Below are 24357 nucleotides of genomic sequence, written 5' to 3'. Positions count from 1 at the left end.
TTCGACACCGCGCCGGGAAGATTCTCTACCGCAGGCTGCCGAGCCAGTTCGAGAGGAGCTCGGCCCCCGCCTCGCCCGACTTCTCCGGGTGGAACTGGGTGGCCGCGAGCGGGCCGTTCTCGACGGCGGCGACGAAGTCCTCACCGTGGTGGGCCCAGGTCACGCGCGCCGGACGGAAGTGCTCCGGCGCCTCCTGCTCCCAGCGCCGGGCCGCGAACGAGTGCACGAAGTAGAAGCGCGTGTCCGGGGACATCCCGGCGAACAGGACGCTGTCCGACGGAGCCTGCACGGTGTTCCACCCCATGTGGGGCAGCACCGGCGCCTGCAGCTTCTCGACGGTGCCCGGCCACTGGCCCGCGCCCTCGGCCTCCTCGCCGAACTCGACGCCGCGCTCGAAGAGCACCTGCATGCCCACGCAGATGCCGAGCACCGGCCGCCCGCCCGCGAGGCGCTGCTCGATCAGTCGCTCGCCGTGCACCGAGCGCAGACCGGCCGCGCAGGCGGCGAACGCGCCGACGCCCGGCACGACGAGCCCGTCGGCGTCCAGCGCCGCGCGCCCGTCGGCGGTGACCTCGACGTCCGCGCCCACGTGCTCGAGCGCCCGTTCCGCCGACCGCAGGTTGCCCGAGCCGTAGTCGAGGACGACGACGCGCGGGGTGCGCGTGGACGGGCGCGGCACGGAGGCGGCGGGAGAGCTCACGGGATCCAGATTACCGAGCGGCCCGGGCCGGGGACCTCCCGCGCCGAGAGCACCAGGAGCCGCCCGGGGCCCGCCGGGTCCTCCGTGTCCGTCTGCTCGACGAGGTGCGCATAGCCGTCGGCCACGAGCCGTGCGAGCACCCGGTCGTAGCCCTCCGCGGCCCAGGTCTCCTCCGCGACGGTGGCGACGAGGAAACCGTCGGGCCGGATCACACGCACCAGCCCGACGAGGGCACCGGGACCGAGGTGGCCGGGCGCGAACGCACCGACGCAGGTGACGACGCCGTACTTGCTCCCCGCGCCGGGCGTGGTGCGCCGCAGGTCGGCAGGCCCGAGGTCGTGGTAGACGCCGCGTCGCCGCGCCAGGCGCAGCATGCCGGGCGAGAGGTCGAGCCCGTCGATCGACCGGAAGCCGCGGGCCGCGAGCTCGGCACCGACGGCCCCCGTGCCGCACGCCGCATCGAGGACCTCGGTCCCGGGGCGGACGAGCGAGGCGACGCGCTCGGCCACCTGGGCCGCGGTCATGTGCCCCATGAGGACACCGACGTCGTCGCCGTCGTAGGTCGGCGCCCACTCGTCGTAGACGCGGCGGGTGACCGCGACGTCCGTCCCGGCGTCCAGGAGGGCCAGCCGCGCCGGTCCGTCCGTGGCGCTGTCCACGCTGCCTCCTCGCTCGCTCCGGTGCGCGCAGCGTGGTTCCCGATCCGCGGCGGGTGTATCACCCGAGTGACGGAGGCGTCAGCTAGACGAGACGCAGGATGGCGCCGCCCAGCGCGAGAACGGCCAGAACCGCGCAGATCCCCGCGCCCACCTTGTTGCGGGGCCAGAAGCTCACGACCCCGCCGACGAGGAAGCCGGCGAGCGCCAGGAGCCCGACGATCAGCACGTCCCCGGAGGTCACGACTCCAGGACGCCCTTCGTCGACGCCGGGCCCTCGAGGCGCGGGTCCGGCTCGGTGGCCGCGCGCAGGGCGCGGGCGAGCGCCTTGTACTCGGCCTCGGTGATGTGGTGCGGGTCGCGACCGCCGGTGACCCGCACGTGCAGGGCGATGCCGGCGTGGAAGGCGATCGACTCGAAGACGTGCCGGTTGAGCACCGTCGGGTAGTTGCCGCCGACGACGAACCCGGCCATCGACTCCGGCTCGCCGGTGTGCACGCAGTACGGCCGGCCGGACACGTCGACGACGGCCTGCGCGAGCGCCTCGTCCATCGGGATCCAGGCGTCGCCGAAGCGGCGGATGCCCGACTTGTCGCCGAGGGCCTGCTTGAGCGCCTGGCCGAGCACGATCGACACGTCCTCGACGGTGTGGTGGGCGTCGATCTCGACGTCGCCGGTGGCCCGGACGACGAGGTCCAGCGCGCCGTGCTTGCCGAGCGCGTCGAGCATGTGGTCGAAGAACGGCACCCCGGTGGCGACCTCGGTGCGGCCCGTGCCGTCGAGATCGATCTCGACGAGCACGCTCGACTCCTTGGTCACGCGCTCCACGCGTCCCGTGCGACTCACATCCTCCAGGGTACGGATCGCCTATCGCCGCACCACCTGGACGTGCACCGCGCCGGAGCCGCCCGGCACCAGGCTCGCGACGCGGTAGCCGGTGGGCAGGGCGTCGAGTCCCTCGAACAGCCGCTCCCCCGCACCGGCGAGGATCGGCGCGATCACGAGGTTCAGCTCGTCCACGAGCCCCTCGGACAGGAAGGCCCGCACGGTGGCGACGCCGCCGCCGAGGCGGACGTCCTTGCCGCCGGCGGCCTCGGTCGCGCGGGCCAACACGTCGGTCGGGGTCGCCTCGAGGAAGTGGAACGTCGTGCCGCCGTCCATCGACAGCGACGGACGCGCATGGTGGGTCAGGACGAACACGTCGTGGTGGTACGGCGGGTCCTCGCCCCACCAGCCCCGCCAGCTCTCGTCGGGCCAGTCGCCACGCACCGGGCCGAACATGTTGCGGCCCATGATCGTCGCGCCGATGTCCTGCTCCCCGGCGCGGAACGCGGCGTCGTCCACCCCGGTCCCCTCGCCCCGGAAGCTCGGCATCATCCAGTCGTGCAGCCCCTCGACACCGTCGCCGAACGGCGCGTCGACCCGCTGGCCAGCGCCGGTGCCGAACCCGTCGAGGGTGATCGTGAACGCGTGCACGCGCAGGCGGGCCATGGTGTCCTCCGAGGACCAGTGATTGCACAGTGCAACCAGTCACTGCGAAGCTAGCGCCACCTGCTGGTAAAGTGCAACCACTCTTCTCCTGGAGGCGCGGATGAGGCAGAACGGACGGTCGGGCTGCCCGATCAACCGGGCGGTCGAGGCCCTCGGCGACCACTGGACGCTGCTGGTCCTGCGCGACATCACGTTCGGCGGACGCCGCCACTTCCGCGAGCTGCTCGCCGGCTCCGAGGAGGGCATCGCCTCGAACATCCTCGCCGACCGGCTGCACCGTCTCGTCGACGACGGCATGCTCACCCGCGACGACCCCGGCCGGGGGCGCCGCGCGACCTACAGCCTCACCGAGTCCTCGATCCAGCTCGTCCCGGTGTTCGCCGTCCTCGGCGCTTGGGGGCTGCGCCACCGGGAGACCACCGAGGAGCTGGCCGTGCGCGCGCGGCTCCTCGACGAGGGCGGGCCGGCGATGTGGGAGGACTTCATGGCCGAGCTGCGGGTGACCCACCTCGGCGCGCCCGCTCCGGGCCACCCCCGCGAGCCGGTGCTCGAGCGCCTGCGCGCGGCGCGCGAGGCGGCCCGTCGGGCGAGCTAGGCCGCGAGCACCGTCGCGCTGACCTCGAGGAACCGGTCGTTCTCCTCCGGCGTGCCGACGGTGACCCGCAGCATCCCGGGGATGCCGACGTCGCGGACGAGCACGCCGGCGTCGAGGTAGGCCTGCCACGCGGCGTGGGCGTCCGCGTGGCGGGCGGGGAAGCCGCCGTAGAGCAGGAAGTTCGCGGTGCTCGGCACGACGTGCGCGGCGAGTTCGGCGAGCGCGGCGGCGATCCGGTCGCGCTCGCGGGACAGCGTCGCGACGAGCGCGAGGGTGTCGTCGGCGTGCTCCAGGGCGGCCAAGGCCGCGGCCTGGGTCAGGGACGACAGGTGGTAGGGCAGGCGCACGAGCATCAGCGCCTCGATCATCGCCGGTGCCGCCGCGAGGTAGCCCAGACGGCCACCGGCGAACGCGAACGCCTTCGACATCGTGCGGCTGACCACGAGCTTGTGGCCGAGGGGCTCGAGCAGCTCGACCGCGCTCGGGCCCGAGGAGAACTCGACGTACGCCTCGTCGACGACGACGAGCCCGGTGGCCGCCTCGGCGATCGCGCGCAGCTCGTCGAGGTCGATAGACTGGCCGGTGGGGTTGTTCGGCGTCGTCACGAACAGCACGTCGGGCCGCTTCTCGCGGACGACGTCGACCGCCTGGGCGGCGTCGAGGGAGAAGTCGTCGCGGCGCGGGGCGGGCAGCCACTCGGTGCGCGTGCCGGCCGCGAGGATCGGGTGCATGGAGTAGCTCGGCTCGAAGCCCAGCGCGAGCCGCCCCGGACCACCGAAGGCCTGCAGCAGCTGCTGGAGCACCTCGTTGGAGCCGTTGGCGGCCCACAGGTTCTCGGTCGCCAGCCGCACTCCCGTCGCCCGCGTCAGGTAGGCCGCGAGCGCCGAGCGCAGCGCGACGTGGTCGCGGTCCGGGTAGCGGTGCAACGTCGCGGCCGCCTCCCGGGTCGCCGCGGCGACGCTCTCGACGAGCGCCGGCGGCGGTGGGAACGGGTTCTCGTTGGTGTTGAGCGCGACGGGGACCTCGAGCTGCGGTGCGCCGTAGGGGCTTCGCCCGCGCAGGTCGTCGCGCAGCGGCAGGTCGTCGAGGGTCACCCCGGCGCCGATGACGTCGCTCACGAGCGCACCTCCCGCCGGTCGAACCGCGCCGTCACGGCCTGCCCGTGCGCGGGCAGGTCCTCGGCGTCGGCGAGGGCGACGACGCGGTCGGCGACCTCGGCGAGCGCGTCGGCCGAGTAGTCCACGACGTGGATGCCGCGCAGGAACGTCTGCACCGACAGGCCGCTCGAGTGCCGCGCGCACCCGGCCGTGGGGAGCACGTGGTTGGAGCCCGCGCAGTAGTCGCCGAGCGAGACCGGGCTGTGCGGGCCGACGAACACCGCGCCGGCGTTGCGCACACGCGCGGCCACCCCGCGCGCGTCCGCGGTCTGGATCTCCAGGTGCTCGGCGGCGTAGGCGTCGACCACCCGCAGACCGTCCGCCACCGACGACACCAGGATCGTCCCGGACTGCGGGCCCGAGAGCGCCGTGGTGATCCGCTCGGTGTGCTTGGTGGTGGCCACCTGGGCCACGAGCTCGGTGTCGACGGCGTCGGCGAGCTCCGGACTCGTCGTCACGAGGACCGATGCGGCGACGGGGTCGTGCTCGGCCTGGCTGATGAGGTCCGCGGCGACGTGCACGGGGTCGGCGGTGTCGTCGGCGAGGATCGCGATCTCGGTGGTGCCGGCCTCGGAGTCGATGCCGATGCGCCCGCGCAGCACCCGCTTGGCGGCGGTGACGTAGACGTTCCCCGGGCCGGTGACCATGTCGACGGGCTCGAGCACGGTGCCGTCGGTGTCGACGCCGCCGTACGCGAGCAGCGCGACGGCCTGGGCACCGCCGACCGCCCACACCTCCTCGACGCCGAGCAGGGCCGCGGCCGCGAGGATGAGCGGGTGCGGCCGCCCGCCGAACTCGGCCTGGGGCGGCGAGCAGACGACCAGACCCTCGACCCCGGCCTCCTGGGCCGGCACGACGTTCATGACGACGCTGGAGGGGTAGACGGCGAGCCCGCCCGGGGCGTACAGGCCCACCCGGGCCACGGGCACCCAGCGCTCGGTGACCGTGCCGCCCGGGACCACCTGCGTGGTGGTGTCGGTGCGGCGCTGGTCGGCGTGGACCGTCCGCGCGCGCTCGATGGACGTCTCCAGGGCCGCGCGGACCTCCGGGTCGACGCCGTCGAGCGCCTCGCGCAGCGCGGCCGTCGGCACCCGCACCGACTCCGGGCGCACCCGGTCGAACCTCTCCGCGAACTCCAGGGCCGCCTCGGCGCCGCGCTCGCGCACCGCCTGGATCACCGGCTGCACCCGCTCGACGACCTCGTCGACGTCGACCGCGGCGCGGGGCACGATCGCCCGCAGCTCGGCGGGGGCGGGGACGGCGGCGCGCAGGTCGATCCGGGACAGCACGTGTCCAGGGTAGTCACGCCCGCGTCCGCGCCCGGGTGTGCCCGAACACGAACCAGCGCATCGAGCAGTACATGAACACCGCCTCGCACAGACCCGCCCCGAGGCGGGCGAGCTGGTAGGGCACGCCGACGGCGGCGAGGCCGTGCGTCACCCCGAGCACGATCACGGCGTAGTTGACCGCGATCACCCCGACGTAGCGCCCGATCTGGGCGCCCACCGGGCGCTCGGGGTCGAAGTTCAGCCGGCGGTTGAGCACGAAGCTCAGCGCGAACGCCGTGCCGTAGGCCACCGTGATCCCCGCCCACAGCGGGAGCCGGAGCCCGTCGATCAGCAGCGAGAGCAGCACCAGGTCGACGGCGAAGGTGACGCCGTTGACCAGCGTGAAACCCACGAGACTCGGCGCGACGACCCGGCGCAGCGGCCCGGGCAGGACGCCCACGACGCCGGAGCAGGCGCGGCGGAAGCGCTCGCGGGACTCGGCCACCTCCCCATCTCAGCGACCCGGCGGCCCCGCGCGCAGGGGATCGGGCGGCGTCGGGATGACCGTCTCGTGAACTCCTACTGCCCGTTGCGCGTGACGGAGAACGAGGAGGTCCGCAGCCCGGTCCCGCCGGTCCACGGCTCGAAGCCGGCCTGGACGCTCGTGAGGTACCAGGTCGGCTTCACGACGCCGACCCGGACGCTCTCGCGGACGAAGTCGGACAGCGGCAGGTTCGCGACCGAGGTCGTGGGTGTCTTGCGCACGAACGAGATCACCGGCAGGTCGATCCGTCCGTACCAGACCTCCCAGCGGGTGCCGGCCAGCGTGATCTCGTAGCGCTTCGTCCCGATCGGCTGGACCCACGACGTCCGGTTGAGCCAGACCATCATCTCGGCGCCGGTGTTGCGGCCCGCCTGGGTCGCCGTCGGGTCGAACCAGACGTCGTAGGCGGTGTTGTACTGCTGCGTGCCGGTGCCCGTCGGCCGCGAGGTCGCCCAGGTCGAGCGCAGGGTGCCGAGGTCGGAGACCCGCCGCGGGAAGGGGCTCTTCGCGGTGCAGTAGCCGTAGACGCAGCCGCGGTAGATCGACGGGTAGCCCGCCGGTCCGGTGTTGTTGGTGTGCCGCGCGGTGTCGACGGTGAAGCCGACGCCCGTGCTCGCGGCCGTGATGCACTGCTCGGTGCTCGCGCCCCAGCGGTTGTTCTGCGCCACGTAGGTCGCCCCGGCGAGCGGGAAGGACCCGAACTGCTCGCAGGTGCGGGCGGGCGCGGCGACGCCGCTGCCCGAGCCCGTGAGCAGGCCGGTCGCGATCAGCGCGCCGATCAGCGCGCCGGCGAGCCACCGCTGTCGCTTCCCCATCCGATCCCCCCGAGAGTCGTCGACGTCTCAACGCGCGGGAGACCTCGGCGGTGTGTCACCCGTTCGGGTCCGTGACCGTTCGGTGACGGGGTGAGACGAGACCGATCTGATCACCACGGGGTACTGGTGTGACCGGCGGTCCGGTGGGCACTCTGCACCGCGTGAGTGCGAAAGCCGAGATCGGCGTCAGCGGCCTGGCCACGATGGGGCGCAACCTCGCCCGCAACCTCGCCCGTCACGGGCACGTCGTCGCGGTGCACAACCGCAGCGCCCAGCGCACGAAGGACCTCGTGGAGAACTTCTCCGACGAGGGCACGTTCGTCGGGTCCGAGTCGGCGCAGGAGTTCGTCGACGCCCTCGAACGCCCCCGCCGGATCGTGCTCATGGTCCCGGCCGGGGCGGCGACCGACGCGGTGATCGACGAGTTCGTCCCGCTGCTCGACCAGGGCGACGTGATCATCGACGCCGGCAACGCGCACTTCCTCGACACGCGCCGCCGCGAGAAGGCGCTCTCGGAGAAGGGGCTCAACTTCGTCGGCATGGGCGTGTCGGGCGGCGAGGAGGGCGCCCTCAACGGGCCGTCGATCATGCCGGGCGGGCCGAAGGAGGCCTACGACGCGCTCGGCCCGCTGCTCGAGGACATCGCGGCGAAGGTCGACGGCGAGCCCTGCTGCACCCACATCGGCGCCGACGGCGCGGGCCACTTCGTCAAGATGGTGCACAACGGCATCGAGTACGCCGACATGCAGCTCATCGCCGAGGCCTACGACCTGCTGCGCAAGGGCCTCGACCTCGACCCGGCCGCGATCGCGGACACGTTCCGGCAGTGGAACAACGGTCGCCTCGACTCCTACCTCATGGAGATCTCCTCCGAGGTGCTCTCGCACGTCGACGCGGACACCGGCAAGCCGTTCGTCGACGTCGTCGCCGACGAGGCCGAGCAGAAGGGCACCGGCCGCTGGACCGTGCAGGGCGCCCTCGAGCTCGGCGTGCCCGTCACCGGGATCGGCGAGGCCGTCTTCTCCCGCTCGCTCTCGGGCCACCGTGCCCTGCGCGACGCCGCCCACGACCTGCCCGGCACGTCCGGGGCGGTGCTCGAGGGCGCCGCGGCGGAGGGCTTCGCCGACGACATCGAGCAGGCCCTCTACGCCTCGAAGATCGTCGCCTACGCGCAGGGCTTCAACCAGATCCAGGCCGGCGCCGCGGAGTACGACTGGTCGATCGACCTCGGCGCGGTCGCCTCGATCTGGCGCGGCGGCTGCATCATCCGGGCCCGGTTCCTCGACGAGATCACCGCCGCCTACCGCCGCGACCCCGAACTGCCCACGCTCCTCACCGACACCTCGTTCCGCGAGGCCCTCGCCGGCGCCCAGGACGCGTGGCGCCGCGTGGTGGCCGTCGCCGCGCAGCTCGGCATCCCGGCCCCGGGGTTCTCGACGGCCCTGGCCTACTACGACGCGCTGCGCGCCGAGCGCCTGCCCGCCGCGCTCATCCAGGGGCAGCGCGACTTCTTCGGCGCCCACACCTACCGGCGCACCGACCGTCCCGGCACGTTCCACACGCGCTGGGCCGAGGAGGGGCGCCCTCAGGAGGAGCGCTGAGCGGGGCATGCCGGGAAGGAACCGGGCGGCGACGAACGGGACGAATCACACCGCCGACGGGAGAACGATCGCGGTCCCGTTCGTTCCCCTCTCATGCCGACGCTCCTCCCCGTGATCAGCGCCGCCGCTCCCCCGGCTCCGCCCACCGACTCCGGGATCGCCGGCTGGGCCACCGACCTCATGGCGACGTTCGGCGCGCCCGGCGCCGGGCTGATCGTCGCGCTCGAGAACCTCTTCCCGCCGATCCCGAGCGAGATCATCCTCCCGCTGGCGGGGTTCGCGGCCGGGCGCGGCGAGTTCTCGGTGCTCTCGGCCGTCGTCTGGACCACGGCGGGCTCGGTGGTCGGCGCGGTCGCGCTCTACCTCATCGGGATGCTCGCCTCGGACGCCTGGCTGCGCCGCACGCTGGCCCGCATGCCGCTGGTGCACGAGCGCGACGTCGTCAAGGCCGAGCAGTGGTTCGACCGCAACGGGCGGCTGGCGGTGTTCGTGGGCCGCATGATCCCCGGGGTGCGCTCGTTCGTGTCGATCCCGGCCGGGCAGCGGCGGATGCCGTGGTGGGAGTTCGTCGGTCTCACGACATTGGGCAGCCTGATCTGGAACAGCGTGTTCGTCGGCGGCGGCTACGCGCTCGGGTCGCGGTGGCACCTCGTCGAGCGGTACGCCGGGTTCTTCCAGACGATCGTCATCGTCGTCCTGGGCGCCCTGATCGTCACCATGCTGGTGCGCCGCTACCGCCGCCACCGTGAGGTCAAGAAGATGGAGGCGCCGACCGAGATGATCGAGCGCCCCACCTTCTGGTGACTCAGGCGAGCCCCTGCTTCGAGCGGTTGCGGGCCTTGTGCCGCTCCTGGGCGTCCAGGATGACCTTGCGGATGCGCACCGCGCCCGGGGTGACCTCGACGCACTCGTCCTCGGAGCAGAACTCCAGCGACTGCTCGAGGGACAGGATGCGCGGCGGGGTGAGGCGCTCGAGGACGTCCTGCGAGGACTGGCGCATGTTGGTCAGCTTCTTCTCGCGGACGATGTTGACCTCCATGTCCTCCGAGCGGGAGTTCTCGCCGACGACCATGCCCGCGTAGACCGGCGTGGTCGGGCCGACGAAGAGGTCGCCGCGGTCGGCGAGCAGGCCGACGGCGTGGCCGGTGACCGCGCCGGCGCGGTCGGCGATGAGCGAGCCGGAGATGCGGGCGCGCAGCTCGCCGACCCAGGGGCCGTAGCCGTCGAAGAGCTGGTTGGCGATGCCGGTGCCGCGGGTCTCGGTGAGGAACTCGGTGCGGAAACCGATGAGGCCGCGCGAGGGCACGCGGAACTCCATGCGGACCTGCCCGGACGCCGAGTGCGCCATCTCGAGCATTTCGCCCTTGCGGGCGGCAAGCAGCTGGGTGACCGCGCCGAGGTGCTCGTCGGGCACGTCGACCGACAGACGCTCGAACGGCTCGTGGGTCTTGCCGTCGACGACCTTCGTGACCACCTCGGGCTTGCCGACGGTGAGCTCGAAGCCCTCGCGGCGCATCTGCTCGACGAGGATCGCCAGCGCCAGCTCGCCGCGGCCCTGGACCTCCCAGGCGTCGGGGCGCTCGGTGGGCAGCACGCGCATCGAGACGTTGCCGACCAGCTCCGCGTCGAGGCGGTTCTTCACCAGCCGGGCGGTGAGCCGGGTGCCCGGCTTCGGGTCGCGCCCGGCCAGCGGCGAGGTGTTGATGCCGATCGTCATGGCGATGGCGGGCTCGTCCACGGTGATGCGCGGCAGCGGGCGGGGGTCGTCGGGGTCGGCGAGGGTGTCGCCGATGGTGACCTCGGCGATGCCGGCCACCGCCACGATGTCGCCGGCGTCGGCGTACTCGGTGGACACCCGCTCGAGCGCCTCGGTGCGCAGCAGCTCGGTGACCTTCACACGGGTGACCGAACCGTCCTCGCGGCACCAGCCGACCTGCTGGCCGCGGCGGATGCGGCCCGAGCGCACGCGGCACAGCGCGATGCGGCCGAGGTACGACGACGCGTCGAGGTTGGTGACGTGGGCCTGCAGGACGCCGTTCGGGTCGTCGGACGGGGCCGGGACCTGGCTCATCAGGATGTCGAAGAGCGGCTGGAGGTCCGGGGAGTCCGGCACCTCGCCGTCGGCGGGACGCTCGGTCGACGCCTTGCCCGCGCGGGCGCTGGCGTAGATCACCGGCAGGTCGAGCAGGCCCGCGACGACGTCGTCGTCCAGGTCGAGGTCGGTGGCCAGCTCGAGCAGGAGCTCGAGGGACTCGTCGACGACCTCGGCGCAGCGCGCGTCGGCACGGTCGGTCTTGTTCACCACCAGGATCACCGGCAGGTGGGCGGCGAGCGCCTTGCGCAGCACGAAGCGCGTCTGGGGCAGCGGGCCCTCGCTGGCGTCCACGAGCAGCACGACGCCGTCGACCATCGACAGGCCGCGCTCGACCTCGCCGCCGAAGTCGGCGTGACCGGGGGTGTCGATCACGTTGATCGTCACCCCGTCGCGGCGGATCGCCGTGTTCTTGGCGAGGATCGTGATGCCCTTCTCGCGCTCCAGGTCGCCGGAGTCCATGACGCGGTCGACCAGTTCGGCGCGCGCCGAGAAGGCGCCGGACTGGCGCAGCATGGCGTCCACGAGCGTCGTCTTGCCGTGGTCGACGTGGGCCACGATCGCGACGTTGCGCAGGTCGGCGCGTCCCGAAGTGGACTCGGAACGCTCGGGGGCGGTGACGGACACGCAGGAACTCCAGCCGGAAAAGGGAGAGGTGTTCCCTTCCAGGTTACGGGGCGTGATCTCAGGCACCGCCGCCGACCGGCGTGTCCCCCACCACGTCTCCTGCCACCAGCTGCCCGATGCGGGGTGCCAGCTTGGCGAGGTTGTCGCCCCAGACCACGTGCACGACACCCGCCCGGGCCCGGTGCACCCCGTCGCCCTGGGACCGCATCGGGGTGCAGCGCAGCTCCCCGACCGGCGTCGGGTCGAGGTGCGGCAGGTGACGGCGGACGTGGTCGACGACGGCCTCGCGGGAGCGCCGGGCGACCTCGTCGGCGCCCAGCTCCCAGGCGGTGTCGGCGTCGGGGAGGTGGCCGCCGATCGCCCAGTGCCCGGTGCTCGCGCGGTGCTGATAGGTGCTGGCCAGGCTGCCGCTCGGCCGCCCGTCGAGGTGGCACGGGCCGGCGGCGGGGCCGTCGAACGCGAACCGCGCGTGGTGCTCGAGCTCCGCGGGGACGTCGACGCCGAGGGGGTCCACGAGGGCGGGCGTGCCGGCCCCCGCGGCGACGACGACGGCGTCGGGCCGCTCGGCGCCGCCGTCGGCGAGGTGGACGGTGCCGTCGGGCTCGACCGCCGCGACGTCGCCCCTCTCCGGACGGACGGCCGCGGCGAGGAACGCGCCCGCGCCGGCGAGGTCCAGCACCCCGCCGGCCGGGTCGTGCAGGACACCGTCGACGACGCGGTGGATCGCGCCGGCCGCGGTCATGGCCTCGGCCCACACTGGCACCCGGGGCCCGCTGACCACGAGGCGCTCGCCGCCGACGAACGTGCGGCCCGCGGTGATCGACCAGTCGTCCCAGAGCTCACTGGCATGCCGGGCCTCGGCCACGAGCGCCGGGTCGCCGTGGGCGACGCGGAAGATGCGGGTGTCACCCGCCGAGCGGGCGCCCATCGGCTCGCCGGTGTCGAGGCAGCGCACGGTCGCGCCCCTCGCGACGAGCGTGTACGCCGTCGCCAGCCCGACGATGCCAGCGCCGACCACGACCACCCGCATGAACACCAGGGTGGCACCCCGAGTCGCCGGGCCGCAGCGAGGCCCAGCATCGAGTCATGAGGATCGTGGTCTGGGTTCTGGTGGGGATCGGCGCGCTGGTGGTCGTCGGCGGTGTCGTGTGGCCGCTGGTGCAGTGGCTGTTCGGCGCGCTGCTCTGGCTCGTGCCGGTGGCGCTCGTCGTCGGCGGTGGGTACTGGCTGCTGACGCGTGCCGGCGGCAAGAAGGAGGTCGACGGCGTCCCGGGTGAGCCGCGACAGCTGTCCTGAGATCAGCTCCTGGCCGGGCGGGGCGCGAAGACGCCCTCGATGGCGAAGGCCGGCAGCACGGCCTTGGACAGGGGCTTCGACACCTCGGTGAGGCGGGCGATCCCATCGGCGCCGAGGCGGCGCCAGGGGCCGACGGACATCCGCGTGGTGTGCTCCTCGACCTCCCGGCGCAGCTCCTGGCCGGCCGGGGTCAGGGCGTCGCCGTCCAGTAGCCCGCGCTCCGCGAGGCGCGCCTTGGCGTCGGCCCACTGCTCGGGCGACCAGCCCCGGCTCTGCTGGGCGAACGCGATGGTGAAGCCGGTGCCGGTCGCGGTGTGGGTGACCAGCGCCTCGATGCCGGAGAGCCCGGCCGAGACGAGCGCGTGCAGGTGCGCGTCGCCGCGGTGCTCGCGCAGCAGTGTCACCGCGTGCCACAGCATGAGGTGGGGCTCGTCGGGCCAGGGCAGGTCGGCGTGGCCGGCGTAGAGCGGGCGGTCCTCGGGGGTGGCGCCCTCGCAGGCCCGGCGGGCGAGGGTGGCCGACTCGGCGACCGCGGGCGACGCCAGCAGCTCCTCGCCGAGCAGGCGGCGCAGCGCACCGTCGACGGCCCGCAGACGCGCGTTGACGACGTCGCCCGGCGACGCGGTGGCCCACACCGAGGGCACCGTCCGGGCGACCATGGCGGGGTTGAAGTTGAAGAAGGTCGCCGCGACCAGCCCCGGCCCGACCGCACCCATCGGGGCGGCTCGCTGCGCGAAGTACTGGTCACGCGGGCGGACGCCCAGGGCGCCGAGCTCCTCGGCGACCTCGGGCGCGAAGTAGATCATCGAGTGCAGGGGCTCGAGGCGCTTCGCGAGGGCGGCGGCGTGGGACAGATCCTCGGTGCTGGGTGCGGCCACGGAGCCCACCGTCTCACGCGGGCCCCCGCCCCACCCGAGGCACACTGGTGACCATGGCGTTCCGGCAGGCGTCCTGGCCCGAGCAGGCCCCGCTGGGCGGGCTGGCCCCGCGCCGGCGCGCCTTCGTGCTCGCGCTGCTGGCGGGCGCGGCCGTCGTCGCCCTGCTGGTGGGCCTCGGCGTGGCCCGCGAGTTCCGCGTCCCGCCGCCCGCCGACCCCGAGGTGCCCGGCGCCGTCGCGCTCGTCCCGGGCTACGGCGGCAACCGCGCGGCGTTCATCGGCCTGACCGAGCGGCTGCGCGCCGAGGGCCGCCGGGCGGTGATCGTCGAGCTGCCCTCCGGGGGCACCGGCGACCTGGTGACCCAGGCCGCCACGATCGACGACACGGTCCGCGGGCTCCTCGACGACGGCGCCCCGTCCGTGGACGTCGTCGGCTACTCGGCGGGCGGGGTCGCGACCCGCGTCTACCTCGACCGCGGCCGCACCGCGCCCGCGGTCCGCCGGGTCGTCACCCTCGGCTCGCCGTTGCGGGGCGCGGAGCTCGCCGCCGCCGGCGGCGCGCTCGTCCCGGGGGCCTGCCCGCGGGCGTGCCAGCAGCTCGCCCCCGGCAGCGCCCTGCTCAGCGGGCTCGGGACCGCGCCGCCCGGGCTGCCGTGGCTCTCGCTGTGGAGCGCCGACGACGAGACGGTCACCCCGCCCGACTCGGCGGACCTGCCGGGCACCGACGCCGTCCGGCTCCAGGACGTCTGCTCCGACGCGACGATCACCCACTCGCGGCTGCCGGTCGACCCGCTGTCCGTCGGGCTCGTGCTGCGCGCGCTGGGCACCGCTCCCCTGCCCACCGCCGATCCCGACCAGTGCGACGCGCTGCGGTCCGAGGGCGACTCGGGCGCCTAGGTTGCGGGACGTGCCCCGCGCCTACTGGATCAACACGTTCACCGCCGTCCACGACGAGGCGAAGCTCGCCGCGTACGTCGAGCTCGCCGGGCCCGCGATGCGCGAGGGCGGCGGGCGCTTCCTGGCCCGGGGCGCGCCGGCGGCGGTGCTGGAGGGTCCGGACACCCCGCGGATCACGGTCATCGAGTTCCCCGACGCCGACACCGCCGTCGCGGCGTACCACTCCCCCGCCTACCAGCGGGCCCTCGAGGCGCTCGGCGACGGCGCAACGCGGGAGATCCGGGTGGTCGACGCCCTCGAGTGACCCGTGCCGTGCTGCGCTGCGCCCTTGCTGCGCCCTTGTCGCAACGAACGGGTATCTCGCTGCTTCTAGGCGCGCAAAGTCCGCGTTGATCTCCGGGACGCCCGGCGACTCCGCGCGCAGGCGATGCCGCGAACGGGGAGTTCGGACGCGTAGAAGCAGCGAACAGCGCGTTCGCTGCACCAAGGCCTGGTCCAGGCCCCCTCAGCTCGTGACGTCCTTCGTCGTGAAGTTCGCCCACGCCGCCAGCATGAGCACGACGACGTAGCCGGCCTGGAGCCACAGGCCCGCGGTGATGTCGCGCAGGAAGATCGGGTCGCGGAAGAAGTCCACCCAGGCCAGCCAGTAGCGGGTCGGCAGGTAGGGCGTCACGGACGCGGCAGCGTCGAGGCTCACCAGCACCTGGCTCGTGATCAGGGCGGCCAGCGCCCCGAGGGTCGCGCCCAGGGAGGACGTGGTGACCGTCGAGAGGAACAGCGCGATCGCCGCCACCCCGAGCATCGACACCGTCACGTAGCCCATGGCACCCAGCAGGCGGGCCGCGAGGTCGGCCGGCGAGAGCGCCTCCCCCGACAGCGACGACACCGACGCCTGCGCGCGCTCCCGGGCGGCCTCCGGATCGACCGCGGTCGCGTCCCCGGTGTCCGCGCCGGGCCGCTGCGCGCCGGCCTGCCCGCCGGACGACGCGTCGGAGCCCCCGACCTGCCCGCCGGGCGGCGCCGCCGCCTGCGGACCCGTACCGGCCACGGCGTCGTCGCCGCCCGTGACCTCGGGGAGCGCCCGCACCACCGCCACCGGGTCGCCGGCGCCGAACAGGGACACCCCGACGACGTACGAGCTGCCCGCCACCGCGAGCACGGACCCCACGACGAACACCACGACCGCGACGAGCTTCGCCACCAGCAGCGACGTCCGCCGCACCGGGCGCACCAGCAGGTAGCGCAACGTGCCCTGCGCCGACTCGCCCGCCACCGAGTCGCCCGCGATGACGGCGACGGCGACCGGCAGGAAGATCGGCAGCACCAGCGCCAGCGCGGCCGCCGGGTAGAGGGAGCCGGACTGCAGCACCGCCGACAGGAACGCCGCCCCCTGCCCCGGCGGCGGGGAGATCCGGGTGGTCGCCAGGAAGATCGCGACGATCGTCGGCAGCAGGCACAGCAGCCCGACCGCCACCCAGGTGCGGGGACGGCGGACGAGCTTGAGGAGCTCGACGCGGATCATGGGCGCGCCCCGTTCCGCCGCGCACGCTGCGTGTCCGACCCCGGCCCCGTCAGCTCCACCACCACGTCCTCCAGGCTCCGGCGCTGCTCCACGAGCCCGTCGAGGGGCACGCCGTGCTCGACGAGGTGGCGCGCGAGCGCCGGCGGGCCGCCGGGAGCGGCGTCGACGACCAGCGTGTGGTCGTGGCGCTCGGCCACCGCCCGCCCGAGCAGGCGCGTCGCCGCCTCCGGGTCGGGGGTGCGGACGACGAGCCGCCCCGTCGGCCCGCGCACGGCGTCGAGATCGTCCTCGAGGACCAGGCGGCCCCGGTCGACGACGCCGACGGTGGTGCAGAGGGCCTCGATCTCGGCGAGCAGGTGGCTGGACAGGAAGACCGTGGTGCCGGCCTCGTTGAGCTCGATCAGCAGGTCGCGGACCTCCCGGATGCCGTGCGGGTCGAGGCCGTTGGTGGGCTCGTCGAGCACCAGCAGCCGCGGGCGGTTGAGCAGCGCCCCGGCCAGGCCCAGCCGCTGACGCATCCCCAGCGAGTAGGCGCGCACCGGCCGCCGGTCGATCGCCCCGAGGCCCACGCGCTCGAGCACCTCCTCGACACGGTCGCGGCGCCGCCGTCCGTCACGGCCGCCCCGGGGACCGGCCGCGTCGAGGAGCGTGAGGTTCGTCCGCCCGGACAGGTGCGGGTAGGCCGCCGGACCCTCGACCATCGCCCCGATCTCGGGCAGCACCTCCGCCACGCGCGACGGCACCGGCCGGCCGAGCACCGTGATCTCGCCCCGCGTGGCGTAGACCAGCCCCAGCAGCATCCGGACCATCGTCGTCTTGCCCGACCCGTTGGGCCCCAGGAAGCCGTACCGCGCGCCCGCGGCGACGTGCAGGTCGACGTCGTCGACGGCCACGTGCGCGCCGAAGCGCTTGGTCAGGCCGCGGGTCTCGATCACCAGTGGTGTGCTCACGAGCGGCCCCCCGCCAGCAGGTCGGCGGCGCCGCTGTCGATCGTGGCCCGCGGCACGAGCCCCGCGAGGGCCCAGGCCCGCGCGCCGTCCTCGCTGCGCACCACCGCCAGGGTCAGCAGCGGGGTCTCGAGCGCCGAGGCCTGCCCGTCCACCGGCAGCGTCCGCCCCGCGCCGGCCCGGCCGATGCCGGCGAGCAGCGTGCCGGCCAGGTCCGGCGGCAGTGGCACGGCGATGAGCTGCCCCAGCGTCGTGCCGTAGTGGCCGAGCGCCGGGAACCCCCGCTCGGTGGGCTCGCGGTCCCGCCCCGCGAGGGTCGCCGGCAACGAGCGGCCGTCACCGCGGCCGAGGACGCCGAACAGGTCGGAGGTCGGGCTGCGCGTCACCCCGGCGCCCGGGCCCCGGCGGGGCTCCAGGGCGGCCGGGTCGGGCGGGCCCTGCTCGAGCTCGGCGAACGCGGTGGTGATGAGGGGGTCCGCGACGCCCTTGGCGCGCACCTCGACCGCCACCGGCAGCCCCGTCTCCGGGTCGGCCCAGACGTCGAGCGCGCCGACGCTCGTCCCGGGGTCCCGGACGGTGACCCGTACCCCGGCCGCGTCGACCCCGGCGATCCGCCGGGCCGGCAGGGGCGTCGCCGGGTCGTCCGCCGCCGTCCCGGACAGCAGGCGACGGGCCAGCTCCGGCGGCAGCAGGTCCTCCGGGCGGGGCAGGCGGACCTGCGGGTCACGGGCGACGACGGTGAGCAGCTCGGCGCCGTAGTCCCATACCGCCTGCCCGCGCGGCGTCACGTAGCGGTCGCGCTCGCCCACCGGCGAGAGCACGTCGTAGCGGGCCCGGTCCGGCGCCGCGTACCAGCCCCGCATGCGGGTGACCCCCGAGAGCAGCGTCGTCACGTCCGAGAGCTGGGCGATGCGCGGCAGCCCCAGGGCCGCGCGGGCCTCGGCGTACCCGGTCCAGGGACGGTCGACCGACGCCGCGACGAGGTCGCGCAGCTGCTGCGGGTCGGCGCGGGCGTCGCCCGGACGGGCCGCGAGCGCGGCGGGGACCCCGACGAGGAGCGCCGCCACCACGGCCACCACGGCCCAGCGCCACCAGCGCCCCGACACTCCCGCCACCGACGTCCCGACTCCCCTCGTCCCCACCGCGTGGACCGGACCCGGCCGTGCCCGTTCCGTCCCCGAGATCGAGGGTGCCACCGAATCGCGCCGCCGGTGGTCCCCCGGTGAGGACGGCGGCCGGACGTCAGGACCCGGAGGTGCGGGACGACCCGGACGTGGCGGTCTCGTGGCCCGCGCCGGGCTCCTCGCCCTCCTCGCGGGCGTGGTCGAGGGGCTGGTCAGTGCCCGCCTCGTCGGGGCCCGCCTCGTCGCCCGCGTCGTCGCCCGGGAAGAAGCGCACCTTGACCAGGCTCGCCACCGTGGTGAGCAGGAGCACACCGACGATGACGGCGAGCGAGAGCTCGATCCCGATCGTCGGGACGCCCAGGGGTTCGCCGTCGTTGATGAACGGCACCGTGTTGGTGTGCAGGGCCTCGAGCACGAGCTTGACGCCGATGAACGCCAGGATCACGCCGAGCCCGTACGACAGGTAGACGAGCTTCTTGAGCAGCCCGCCGAGCAGGAAGTAGAGCTGGCGCAGCCCCATCAGCGCGAACATGTTCGCGGTGAAGACGATGTAGGGGTCCCGGGTCAACCCGAAGATCGCCGGGATCGAGTCGAGCGCGAACAGCAGGTCGGTCATGCCGATCGCGATCATGACCATGAGCATCGGCGTGACGAACCACCGCAGCCGCCCGTGGGTGTCGCGGCGGCGGACGAGCGACCGCGAGCCGACGTAGTCGTCGGTCACCGGCAGGACCCGGCGCACGAGGCGCAGCGCGGCGTTCTCCTTGAACTCCTCGTCCTCGTCGCCCTCCATCACGACCTTGATCGCGGTGAGCACGAGGAACGCGCCGAACAGGTAGAAGACCCAGCTGAACCGCTCGATGACGGCGGCACCCGCGAGGATGAAGGCCCCGCGCAGCACGAGCGCGATGAGGATGCCGAAGAGCAGCACCCGGTGCTGGTAGACCTTCGGCACCGCGAAGGCACTCATGATCAGCAGGAAGACGAAGAGGTTGTCGACCGAGAGCGAGTACTCGGTGATGTAGCCGGCGACGAACGCCGTCGCGGGGTCGCGGCCGGCCAGGACGTACAGGCCGGCGGCGAAGACCGCCGCGAGACCGATGTAGACGCCGACCCAGCGGGCCGCCTCGCGCACGCCGACCTCGTGGGGGCGGCGGCCGACGATCCAGAGATCGACGGCGAGCACGGCGAGCAGCCCCACGATGGTGAGGGCCCAGACCCAGAACGGCACGTACATGCGGAAGGTCTCCATCTCCGGCGACGTCAGGGCAGACGTGTGTCACCGGAGGTCTCTTCCGCCGCGGAATGTCCGTCCCGCGACCGACGGCCCCGGGCACCGGCTCCCGGTCTCGCGACCGGCCCGGCGGCCGTGTTGACGAGGCCGTCGCGAAGGAATACTCCCCTCCGCGACCGAGTGTGTCACCTGCGTGAACCCGGCGCGACAGGACCCCGCCGTGGCGCTGCGCACCACGAGAGCACGGCAGTCGGTTGCTCACCACCGGCAGAGGTCGTGCGGGTTAACGTGCGCAGGTGATCAGCCGCCCGCTCCGGATCCTCGGGGTCGTGCTCGCCGTCGGACTGCTCGGGCTCTCGACGGTCGCCGCCGGTCCGGCGCCCGGTGGGTCCGGGGACGGGGTGCGCAGCGAGGACGTCCGCATCGACGTGCGTGACGGCCCGGCCCGCGACCAGCCGCAGAGCCTCGACGCCACCCTGTGGCGGCCGGCGACGTCGGACCCGGCGCCCGCGGTGCTCGTCGCGCACGGCTTCGGCGGGAGCAAACAGTCCGTGGCCGACGAGGCCCGCGCCTGGGCCGAGCGCGGCTACGTGGCGCTCGCCTGGTCGGCGCGCGGCTTCGGCGCGAGCACCGGGCAGATCGCCATGAACTCCCCCGAGTACGAGGTCACCGACGCCCAGCAACTCGTCGACTGGCTCGCCGCCCGCCCGGACGTGCGCCAGGACGCCCCGGGCGACCCCCGCGTCGGCGTCACCGGAGCGTCCTACGGCGGGGCGCTCGCGCTGCTCCTCGCGGGCTACGACCCCCGCGTCGACGCCACCATCCCCGTCATCACCTGGAACGACCTGGGGCAGTCGCTCTTCCCGAACCGCGCCGGGCCCGACCCCGCCGCCACACCCGCCGCGAGCGGCGCGGCACCGGACGGCGTGTTCAAGCGGTCCTGGGCGGCCCTGTTCTTCGGCAGCGGCTCGCGGCCCGCGCCCGGTCAGGAGCAGGCCGCCCCGCAGGTGTGCGGCCGCTTCCTGCCCGAGGTGTGCGCGGGCTACGTCGCCGCGATCACCTCGGGCCGCGAGCCCGCGGACCTCGCGAACTTCTTCGACCGCGCCTCCCCGGCCAGCGTCGCCGGCCGGATCACCGCGCCGACGCTGCTGGTCCAGGGCGAGCGCGACACCCTGTTCGGGCTCGACCAGGCCGACGCCACCGCGCGCCAGATCGCCGCGGGCGGCGGCACCGTCGCGGTCAGCTGGTTCGCCGGCGGCCACGACGGCGGTGGCCCCGACCAGCGCACGACCGAGCGCATGCAGGCGTGGTTCGACCACCACCTCGCCGGCACCGCACCCGACCCGGGCACGGCGTTCACCTACGTCGTGCCCTCGGGGGTGCAGGCCCGCAGCGCCCCGACCCAGCGCACGATCACCGCGAGCGCCTACCCCGGGATCGACGGCGGCCCGGGCACCGGCCGGACACCGCTGGCGCTGCAGGGCGACCCGCAGGACGTCGTCGCCCCGGCCGGCGGGGCGCCGTCGGCGATCTCCTCGGTGCCGGGGCTCGCGGGCCTCGCCGGGGGTGTGGCGGGGGGCGGCTCGGGAGGCGGCTCGGGTGACGACGAGGAGGACGGCGACTCCGGGGGCGGGTCGGGAGGCGGCGGCTCCGGAGGCGGCGGTGGCGGCGCCGGCGGCGCGAGTGCGCTGCTCGGGCGGCTCGCGTCCGACCTCCCCGGTCAGGCGGCCCGGTTCTCGACCGATCCGCTGCGCGCCCGGACGGTCGTCGCCGGCGCGCCGCAGGTCCGGCTGACGGTCTCGTCGGTGCCCGGCCGGCCCTCGGGCGAGCCCGTGCTCTTCGCGAAGGTCTACGACGTCGCCGGATCCGACGGGGCCGCGCCCGGCACCCGCACGCTGCTGGGCAACGCCGTCTCGCCGCTGCGGCTCCCGGCCCCCGGGGCGGCGCCCACCGAGGTGACGGTCAGCCTCCCGGCCGTGGTGGCCACGCTCGCCGCCGGGCACCGGCTCGAGGTCGTCGTCTCGACCACCGACCAGGCCTACGCCGCGGCCACCGCCCCGGCCGTGCACCGCATCGGGCTCGCCGGGGACGCGACCCTGTCGGTGCCGACCGTGCCCGGCGACGTCCGCAGCGGGACCTCGGTGCCGATCGCCCCGCTCGTCGCGGCGGGCGTGCTGCTGCTCGGCGTGCTCGTCGCGTGGCTCGTCGCGCGGGTGCTCGCCGCCCACCGGCGTCGCCGCGACCTCGAGCCGGGCGGTGCGCTCGCGCTCGAGGAGGGGCTGGCCGACACGCCCCTGGTGGTCCGGGGGCTCTCGAAGTCCTGGCCCAGCGGGCTCGTCGCCGTCGACGACGTCTCGTTCACCGTCGAGCGCGGCCAGGTCCTCGGGCTGCTCGGACCCAACGGCGCCGGCAAGACCACCACGCTGCGCATGCTGCTCGGGCTCATCGCCCCCACGTCCGGCGAGCTGCGCATCTTCGGGCGCCGCGTCACCGCGGGTGCGCCGGTGCTCGGCCGGGTGGGCGCGTTCGTCGAGGGCGCCGGATTCCTCCCGCACCTCACCGGGCGCGACAACCTCGAGCTGTACTGGGCCGCCACCGGCCGGCCGCCCGAGGACGCCCGCCTCGACGAGGCCCTCGAGATCGCCGGGCTGGGCGGGGCGGTCGAGCGCGCCGTGCGGACCTACAGCCAGGGCATGCGCCAGCGCCTCGCGATCGCCCAGGCCATGCTCGGGCTGCCCGACCTGCTCGTGCTCGACGAGCCCACCAACGGCCTCGACCCGCCACAGATCCACGCGATGCGCGAGGTCCTCGTGTCCTACGCGCGCGAGGGGTCCCGCACGGTGCTCGTCTCGAGCCACCTGCTCGCCGAGGTCGAGCAGACGTGCGACCACGTCGTCGTCATGCACCGGGGCAAGGTCGTCGCGACCGGCGAGGTCGCCGAGCTCGTGGCCGGCGGCCAGGTCGCCGTGACCGTCGCGGCGGACCGCCGCGACGACGCCGTGTCCGTCCTGCGGGGACGCAACGGGGTGCGCGGGGTCGAGGCCGACGCGTCGGACGCCGAGGTCGTGCTCGTCGACCTCGGTGACGTCGACCGGGCCGAGGTGGTGCGCTCGCTGGTGGAGTCCGGGTTCGACGTGCGCGGGGTCGGGCCCCGGCGCCGCCTCGAGGACGCATTCCTCGCCCTGATCGGAGAGGAGGGCCCGTGAGCACCGCCGTCGAGCCCCGGACGCTGCCCGTGCGCGTCGAGCTGCTGCGCCAGTGGCGGCGGCGCCGCACCCAGGTGACGCTGGCGCTGTTCGCCCTGCTGCCGGTGATCCTGTGGATCGCGTTCTCGGTCGGCGACGACCCCACGCCCGGCGCGGCCGCCACCAGCCTCACCGACCTCGCCCAGGCCTCCGGGCCGAACTTCACGGTGTTCGCGCTGTTCTCCTCGGCGAGCTTCCTGTTCGTGGTGGTCGTGGCGCTGTTCTTCGGCGACACGGTCGCGAGCGAGGCCTCCTGGTCGTCGCTGCGCTACCTGCTCGCGATCCCGGTGCCACGGGTGCGCCTCCTGCGCCAGAAGGCGATCGTCGCCGCGATCCTGTCGCTGACCACGCTCGTCGTGCTGCCGGTGGTGGCCGTCGTGCTCGGCACCGCGGTGTACGGGGCAGGCGATTACCTCTCCCCCACCGGCGAGTCGCTGCCCTACGGCACGGCGCTCGTGCGCATCCTGCTCGTCGTCGTGTACCTGGCGATCCACCTGCTCTGGGTGGCCGGCGTGGCGACGCTGCTCTCGGTGGTCACCGACGCCCCGCTGGGCGCGGTGGGCGGCGCGGTGCTGGTGTCGATCCTGTCCCAGATCCTCGACACGGTCGACGCGCTGGGCTCGCTGCGCAACCTCCTGCCCACCCACGAGGTCTTCGCCTTCGCCGACCTGCTCACCCTCGACGTCGACGGCACCGACCTCGCCCGCGGGGTGCTCTCGGCGCTGGTGTGGTGCATCGCCTTCGGCGCGACGGCGGTGTGGTGGTTCCGCCGCAAGGACATCACCAGCTGACCGCCCTACGGGGCGCCGTGTCTCAGCCTGGCGGCCACGCTGACGCTCAACGTCAGAAAAGCCCCCACGATCACTCGTCGGCCGGAGGCCGGGCGTGTCGCGCTCCTGCACGCCAGCGAGAGGCACGTCTCGCATGATCGTCCGGCCTCGCGACCTGCCGGACGTGCCGGTCGACGACGCTCAGGCGTCCAGGGTGCGCTCACGCAGCAGCCGGCGCAGGCACCGGGCGATCTCCTCGGCCTCGGCGTCGGGGACCCGCCCGACGATCAGCGTCGAGCGCCCCTGCGCCGTGAGCGCCACGTCCGTGCTGCCGTAGCGGTCCCGCGCCGCCGCGGTGTGCACCACCGGCCGCCGACCGAAGGAGCGCCGCACCGGGATGCCACCGCCCTCGACCGTCCACGCGACGCAGTCGATCACCACGGCCGGGCGTAGCAGGCGCTGCCCGAGCATCCAGACCCCGAGCACCGCGAAGAGCAGCACGAACGGCCCCAGGACGACGGTCGCGGCGGAGAAGGGCGCGGCCAGCAGCGCGGCACCACCGCCCAGCGCGACGATCAGCACCGCGCCGATCGTCCAGCCGTCGCGGCTGCCCGCCCGCTCGCGCACCTCGATCACCGCGAGCCGGGCCCGCACCGTGACGTGCCGGGTCTCGAGGACGACGTCCACGGAAGGAATCTAGGCGGCACCCGTCGATCCGCTCCGGTCCCGTCGTCCTGCTCGCCGGTCGGTGTTCCACGAGGACGCGCCCGTCGCCTCCGCCGCCCTGCACGCCGGGGACTGGCTGCTCAAGCTCGTCCTCGTGCTCGGTATCGTGGCACTCGTCGCGTAACGACGGGCTCTCTGCCCGAAAACGGGCAGGGAACTGGCCTTCGCGGACC

25 protein-coding genes are annotated in these 24357 nt (G+C 74.5%); 8 read left to right on the top strand and 17 right to left on the bottom strand.

Annotated features, from left to right (window positions below):
• Positions 1 to 25: 25 nt before the first annotated feature.
• The 5 genes from hisH to WCD41_RS12440 form a co-directional block, all read right to left on the bottom strand.
• Positions 26 to 700, bottom strand: a complete 675-nt coding sequence (gene hisH / locus WCD41_RS12460) for an imidazole glycerol phosphate synthase subunit HisH (RefSeq protein WP_337713744.1) — start codon at positions 698 to 700, stop codon at positions 26 to 28.
• Positions 697 to 1359 carry a class I SAM-dependent DNA methyltransferase gene (locus WCD41_RS12455; protein WP_337713743.1) on the bottom strand — a complete coding sequence of 221 codons (663 nt, stop codon included), beginning with the start codon at positions 1357 to 1359 and terminating at the stop codon, positions 697 to 699. Before WCD41_RS12455 ends, hisH begins: the two co-directional genes overlap by 4 nt.
• Positions 1360 to 1441: 82 nt before the next feature.
• On the bottom strand, positions 1442 to 1600 hold the full coding sequence (locus tag WCD41_RS12450) for a CG2302 family histidine operon protein (protein WP_337713742.1): 159 nt from the start codon (positions 1598 to 1600) through the stop codon (positions 1442 to 1444).
• Positions 1597 to 2202, bottom strand: a complete 606-nt coding sequence (gene hisB, locus WCD41_RS12445; RefSeq protein ID WP_337698854.1) for an imidazoleglycerol-phosphate dehydratase HisB — start codon at positions 2200 to 2202, stop codon at positions 1597 to 1599. The genes WCD41_RS12450 and hisB overlap by 4 nt, the downstream gene beginning before the upstream one ends.
• 21 nt (positions 2203 to 2223) lie before the next feature.
• Positions 2224 to 2847 carry a dihydrofolate reductase family protein gene (locus WCD41_RS12440; RefSeq protein WP_337713741.1) on the bottom strand — a complete coding sequence of 208 codons (624 nt, stop codon included), beginning with the start codon at positions 2845 to 2847 and terminating at the stop codon, positions 2224 to 2226.
• Between the two features lie 100 nt (positions 2848 to 2947).
• Here WCD41_RS12440 and WCD41_RS12435 point away from each other — a divergent pair, with 100 nt between their 5' ends.
• Positions 2948 to 3442, top strand: coding sequence for a winged helix-turn-helix transcriptional regulator (locus WCD41_RS12435; protein ID WP_337713740.1), 495 nt, complete (start codon positions 2948 to 2950; stop codon positions 3440 to 3442).
• Here WCD41_RS12435 and WCD41_RS12430 read toward each other — a convergent pair.
• From WCD41_RS12430 to WCD41_RS12415, 4 genes are all read right to left on the bottom strand, one after another.
• A complete protein-coding gene (locus WCD41_RS12430; protein ID WP_337713739.1) occupies positions 3439 to 4560 on the bottom strand; it encodes a histidinol-phosphate transaminase in 1122 nt (373 codons plus the stop codon). The genes WCD41_RS12435 and WCD41_RS12430 overlap by 4 nt on opposite strands.
• On the bottom strand, positions 4557 to 5888 hold the full coding sequence (gene hisD, locus WCD41_RS12425) for a histidinol dehydrogenase (protein ID WP_337713738.1): 1332 nt from the start codon (positions 5886 to 5888) through the stop codon (positions 4557 to 4559). The genes WCD41_RS12430 and hisD overlap by 4 nt, the downstream gene beginning before the upstream one ends.
• 13 nt (positions 5889 to 5901) lie before the next feature.
• Positions 5902 to 6372, bottom strand: coding sequence for a GtrA family protein (locus tag WCD41_RS12420; RefSeq protein ID WP_337713737.1), 471 nt, complete (start codon positions 6370 to 6372; stop codon positions 5902 to 5904).
• A 74-nt stretch (positions 6373 to 6446) separates the two neighbouring features.
• Positions 6447 to 7226, bottom strand: coding sequence for a GH12 family glycosyl hydrolase domain-containing protein (locus tag WCD41_RS12415; RefSeq protein ID WP_337713736.1), 780 nt, complete (start codon positions 7224 to 7226; stop codon positions 6447 to 6449).
• 161 nt (positions 7227 to 7387) lie between these two features.
• On the opposite strand from WCD41_RS12415, the gene gnd reads away from it, so the two are divergent.
• Positions 7388 to 8827, top strand: a complete 1440-nt coding sequence (gnd, locus tag WCD41_RS12410; RefSeq protein ID WP_337713735.1) for an NADP-dependent phosphogluconate dehydrogenase — start codon at positions 7388 to 7390, stop codon at positions 8825 to 8827.
• A gap of 111 nt (positions 8828 to 8938) precedes the next feature.
• The gene (locus tag WCD41_RS12405) at positions 8939 to 9631 is read left to right on the top strand and encodes a DedA family protein (RefSeq protein WP_337713734.1); all 693 of its coding nucleotides are present in this window, start codon (positions 8939 to 8941) and stop codon (positions 9629 to 9631) included.
• 1 nt (position 9632) lies between these two features.
• Here the strand turns inward: WCD41_RS12405 and typA are convergent, their stop codons facing one another.
• Both typA and WCD41_RS12395 read right to left on the bottom strand, forming a co-directional pair.
• Positions 9633 to 11546 (bottom strand): translational GTPase TypA, encoded by a 1914-nt coding sequence (typA, locus tag WCD41_RS12400; protein ID WP_337713733.1) that lies wholly within the window; start codon positions 11544 to 11546, stop codon positions 9633 to 9635.
• Between the two features lie 58 nt (positions 11547 to 11604).
• A complete protein-coding gene (locus WCD41_RS12395; RefSeq protein WP_337713732.1) occupies positions 11605 to 12576 on the bottom strand; it encodes an FAD-dependent oxidoreductase in 972 nt (323 codons plus the stop codon).
• Between the two features lie 56 nt (positions 12577 to 12632).
• On the opposite strand from WCD41_RS12395, the gene WCD41_RS12390 reads away from it, so the two are divergent.
• Positions 12633 to 12842, top strand: coding sequence for a hypothetical protein (locus WCD41_RS12390; protein ID WP_337713731.1), 210 nt, complete (start codon positions 12633 to 12635; stop codon positions 12840 to 12842).
• 2 nt (positions 12843 to 12844) lie between these two features.
• Here the strand turns inward: WCD41_RS12390 and WCD41_RS12385 are convergent, their stop codons facing one another.
• On the bottom strand, positions 12845 to 13696 hold the full coding sequence (locus WCD41_RS12385; protein ID WP_444876302.1) for an SCO6745 family protein: 852 nt from the start codon (positions 13694 to 13696) through the stop codon (positions 12845 to 12847).
• A 77-nt stretch (positions 13697 to 13773) separates the two neighbouring features.
• Here WCD41_RS12385 and WCD41_RS12380 point away from each other — a divergent pair, with 77 nt between their 5' ends.
• Together WCD41_RS12380 and WCD41_RS12375 are read left to right on the top strand one after the other, a co-directional pair.
• The gene (locus WCD41_RS12380; protein ID WP_337713730.1) at positions 13774 to 14616 is read left to right on the top strand and encodes an esterase/lipase family protein; all 843 of its coding nucleotides are present in this window, start codon (positions 13774 to 13776) and stop codon (positions 14614 to 14616) included.
• A gap of 10 nt (positions 14617 to 14626) precedes the next feature.
• Complete coding sequence (locus tag WCD41_RS12375; RefSeq protein ID WP_337713729.1) at positions 14627 to 14920, top strand: DUF1330 domain-containing protein; 294 nt, start codon at positions 14627 to 14629, stop codon at positions 14918 to 14920.
• 201 nt (positions 14921 to 15121) lie between these two features.
• Here WCD41_RS12375 and WCD41_RS12370 read toward each other — a convergent pair whose 3' ends face one another.
• The 4 genes from WCD41_RS12370 to WCD41_RS12355 all read right to left on the bottom strand — a co-directional run bounded on the left by WCD41_RS12370 (position 15122) and on the right by WCD41_RS12355 (position 19446).
• Positions 15122 to 16138, bottom strand: a complete 1017-nt coding sequence (locus WCD41_RS12370) for an ABC transporter permease (RefSeq protein WP_337713728.1) — start codon at positions 16136 to 16138, stop codon at positions 15122 to 15124.
• Complete coding sequence (locus WCD41_RS12365) at positions 16135 to 17073, bottom strand: ABC transporter ATP-binding protein (RefSeq protein ID WP_373695135.1); 939 nt, start codon at positions 17071 to 17073, stop codon at positions 16135 to 16137. The genes WCD41_RS12370 and WCD41_RS12365 overlap by 4 nt, the downstream gene beginning before the upstream one ends.
• 11 nt (positions 17074 to 17084) lie before the next feature.
• Positions 17085 to 18200 (bottom strand): hypothetical protein, encoded by a 1116-nt coding sequence (locus tag WCD41_RS12360; RefSeq protein ID WP_337713726.1) that lies wholly within the window; start codon positions 18198 to 18200, stop codon positions 17085 to 17087.
• A gap of 127 nt (positions 18201 to 18327) precedes the next feature.
• Complete coding sequence (locus WCD41_RS12355) at positions 18328 to 19446, bottom strand: TerC family protein (RefSeq protein ID WP_337714210.1); 1119 nt, start codon at positions 19444 to 19446, stop codon at positions 18328 to 18330.
• A gap of 293 nt (positions 19447 to 19739) precedes the next feature.
• Here WCD41_RS12355 and WCD41_RS12350 point away from each other — a divergent pair, with 293 nt between their 5' ends.
• Positions 19740 to 22649 carry an alpha/beta fold hydrolase gene (locus WCD41_RS12350; protein WP_337713725.1) on the top strand — a complete coding sequence of 970 codons (2910 nt, stop codon included), beginning with the start codon at positions 19740 to 19742 and terminating at the stop codon, positions 22647 to 22649.
• On the top strand, positions 22646 to 23479 hold the full coding sequence (locus WCD41_RS12345) for an ABC transporter permease (protein WP_337713724.1): 834 nt from the start codon (positions 22646 to 22648) through the stop codon (positions 23477 to 23479). The genes WCD41_RS12350 and WCD41_RS12345 overlap by 4 nt, the downstream gene beginning before the upstream one ends.
• Positions 23480 to 23659: 180 nt before the next feature.
• On the opposite strand, the gene WCD41_RS12340 is transcribed toward WCD41_RS12345, so the two are convergent.
• Positions 23660 to 24145 carry a hypothetical protein gene (locus WCD41_RS12340; RefSeq protein WP_337713723.1) on the bottom strand — a complete coding sequence of 162 codons (486 nt, stop codon included), beginning with the start codon at positions 24143 to 24145 and terminating at the stop codon, positions 23660 to 23662.
• Between the last annotated feature and the right edge of the window lie 212 nt (positions 24146 to 24357).

Origin of the sequence: Actinomycetospora aeridis, from assembly GCF_037400275.1 — a bacterium.
In the GTDB taxonomy this organism is placed as follows: domain Bacteria; phylum Actinomycetota; class Actinomycetes; order Mycobacteriales; family Pseudonocardiaceae; genus Actinomycetospora; species Actinomycetospora aeridis.
This window is presented reverse-complemented; position numbering and strand designations above follow the sequence as displayed.

What these genes read in the sequence shown, in the direction of transcription:
- WCD41_RS12440 (WP_337713741.1), bottom strand. Translation starts at nt 2,847, where the DNA reads ATGGCCCGCCTGCGCGTGCACGCGTTCACGATCACCCTCGACGGGTTC.
- WCD41_RS12435 (WP_337713740.1), top strand. Translation starts at nt 2,948, where the DNA reads ATGAGGCAGAACGGACGGTCGGGCTGCCCGATCAACCGGGCGGTCGAG.
- WCD41_RS12415 (WP_337713736.1), bottom strand. Translation starts at nt 7,226, where the DNA reads ATGGGGAAGCGACAGCGGTGGCTCGCCGGCGCGCTGATCGGCGCGCTG.
- WCD41_RS12395 (WP_337713732.1), bottom strand. Translation starts at nt 12,576, where the DNA reads ATGCGGGTGGTCGTGGTCGGCGCTGGCATCGTCGGGCTGGCGACGGCG.
- WCD41_RS12390 (WP_337713731.1), top strand. Translation starts at nt 12,633, where the DNA reads ATGAGGATCGTGGTCTGGGTTCTGGTGGGGATCGGCGCGCTGGTGGTC.
- WCD41_RS12380 (WP_337713730.1), top strand. Translation starts at nt 13,774, where the DNA reads ATGGCGTTCCGGCAGGCGTCCTGGCCCGAGCAGGCCCCGCTGGGCGGG.
- WCD41_RS12370 (WP_337713728.1), bottom strand. Translation starts at nt 16,138, where the DNA reads ATGATCCGCGTCGAGCTCCTCAAGCTCGTCCGCCGTCCCCGCACCTGG.
- WCD41_RS12355 (WP_337714210.1), bottom strand. Translation starts at nt 19,446, where the DNA reads ATGTACGTGCCGTTCTGGGTCTGGGCCCTCACCATCGTGGGGCTGCTC.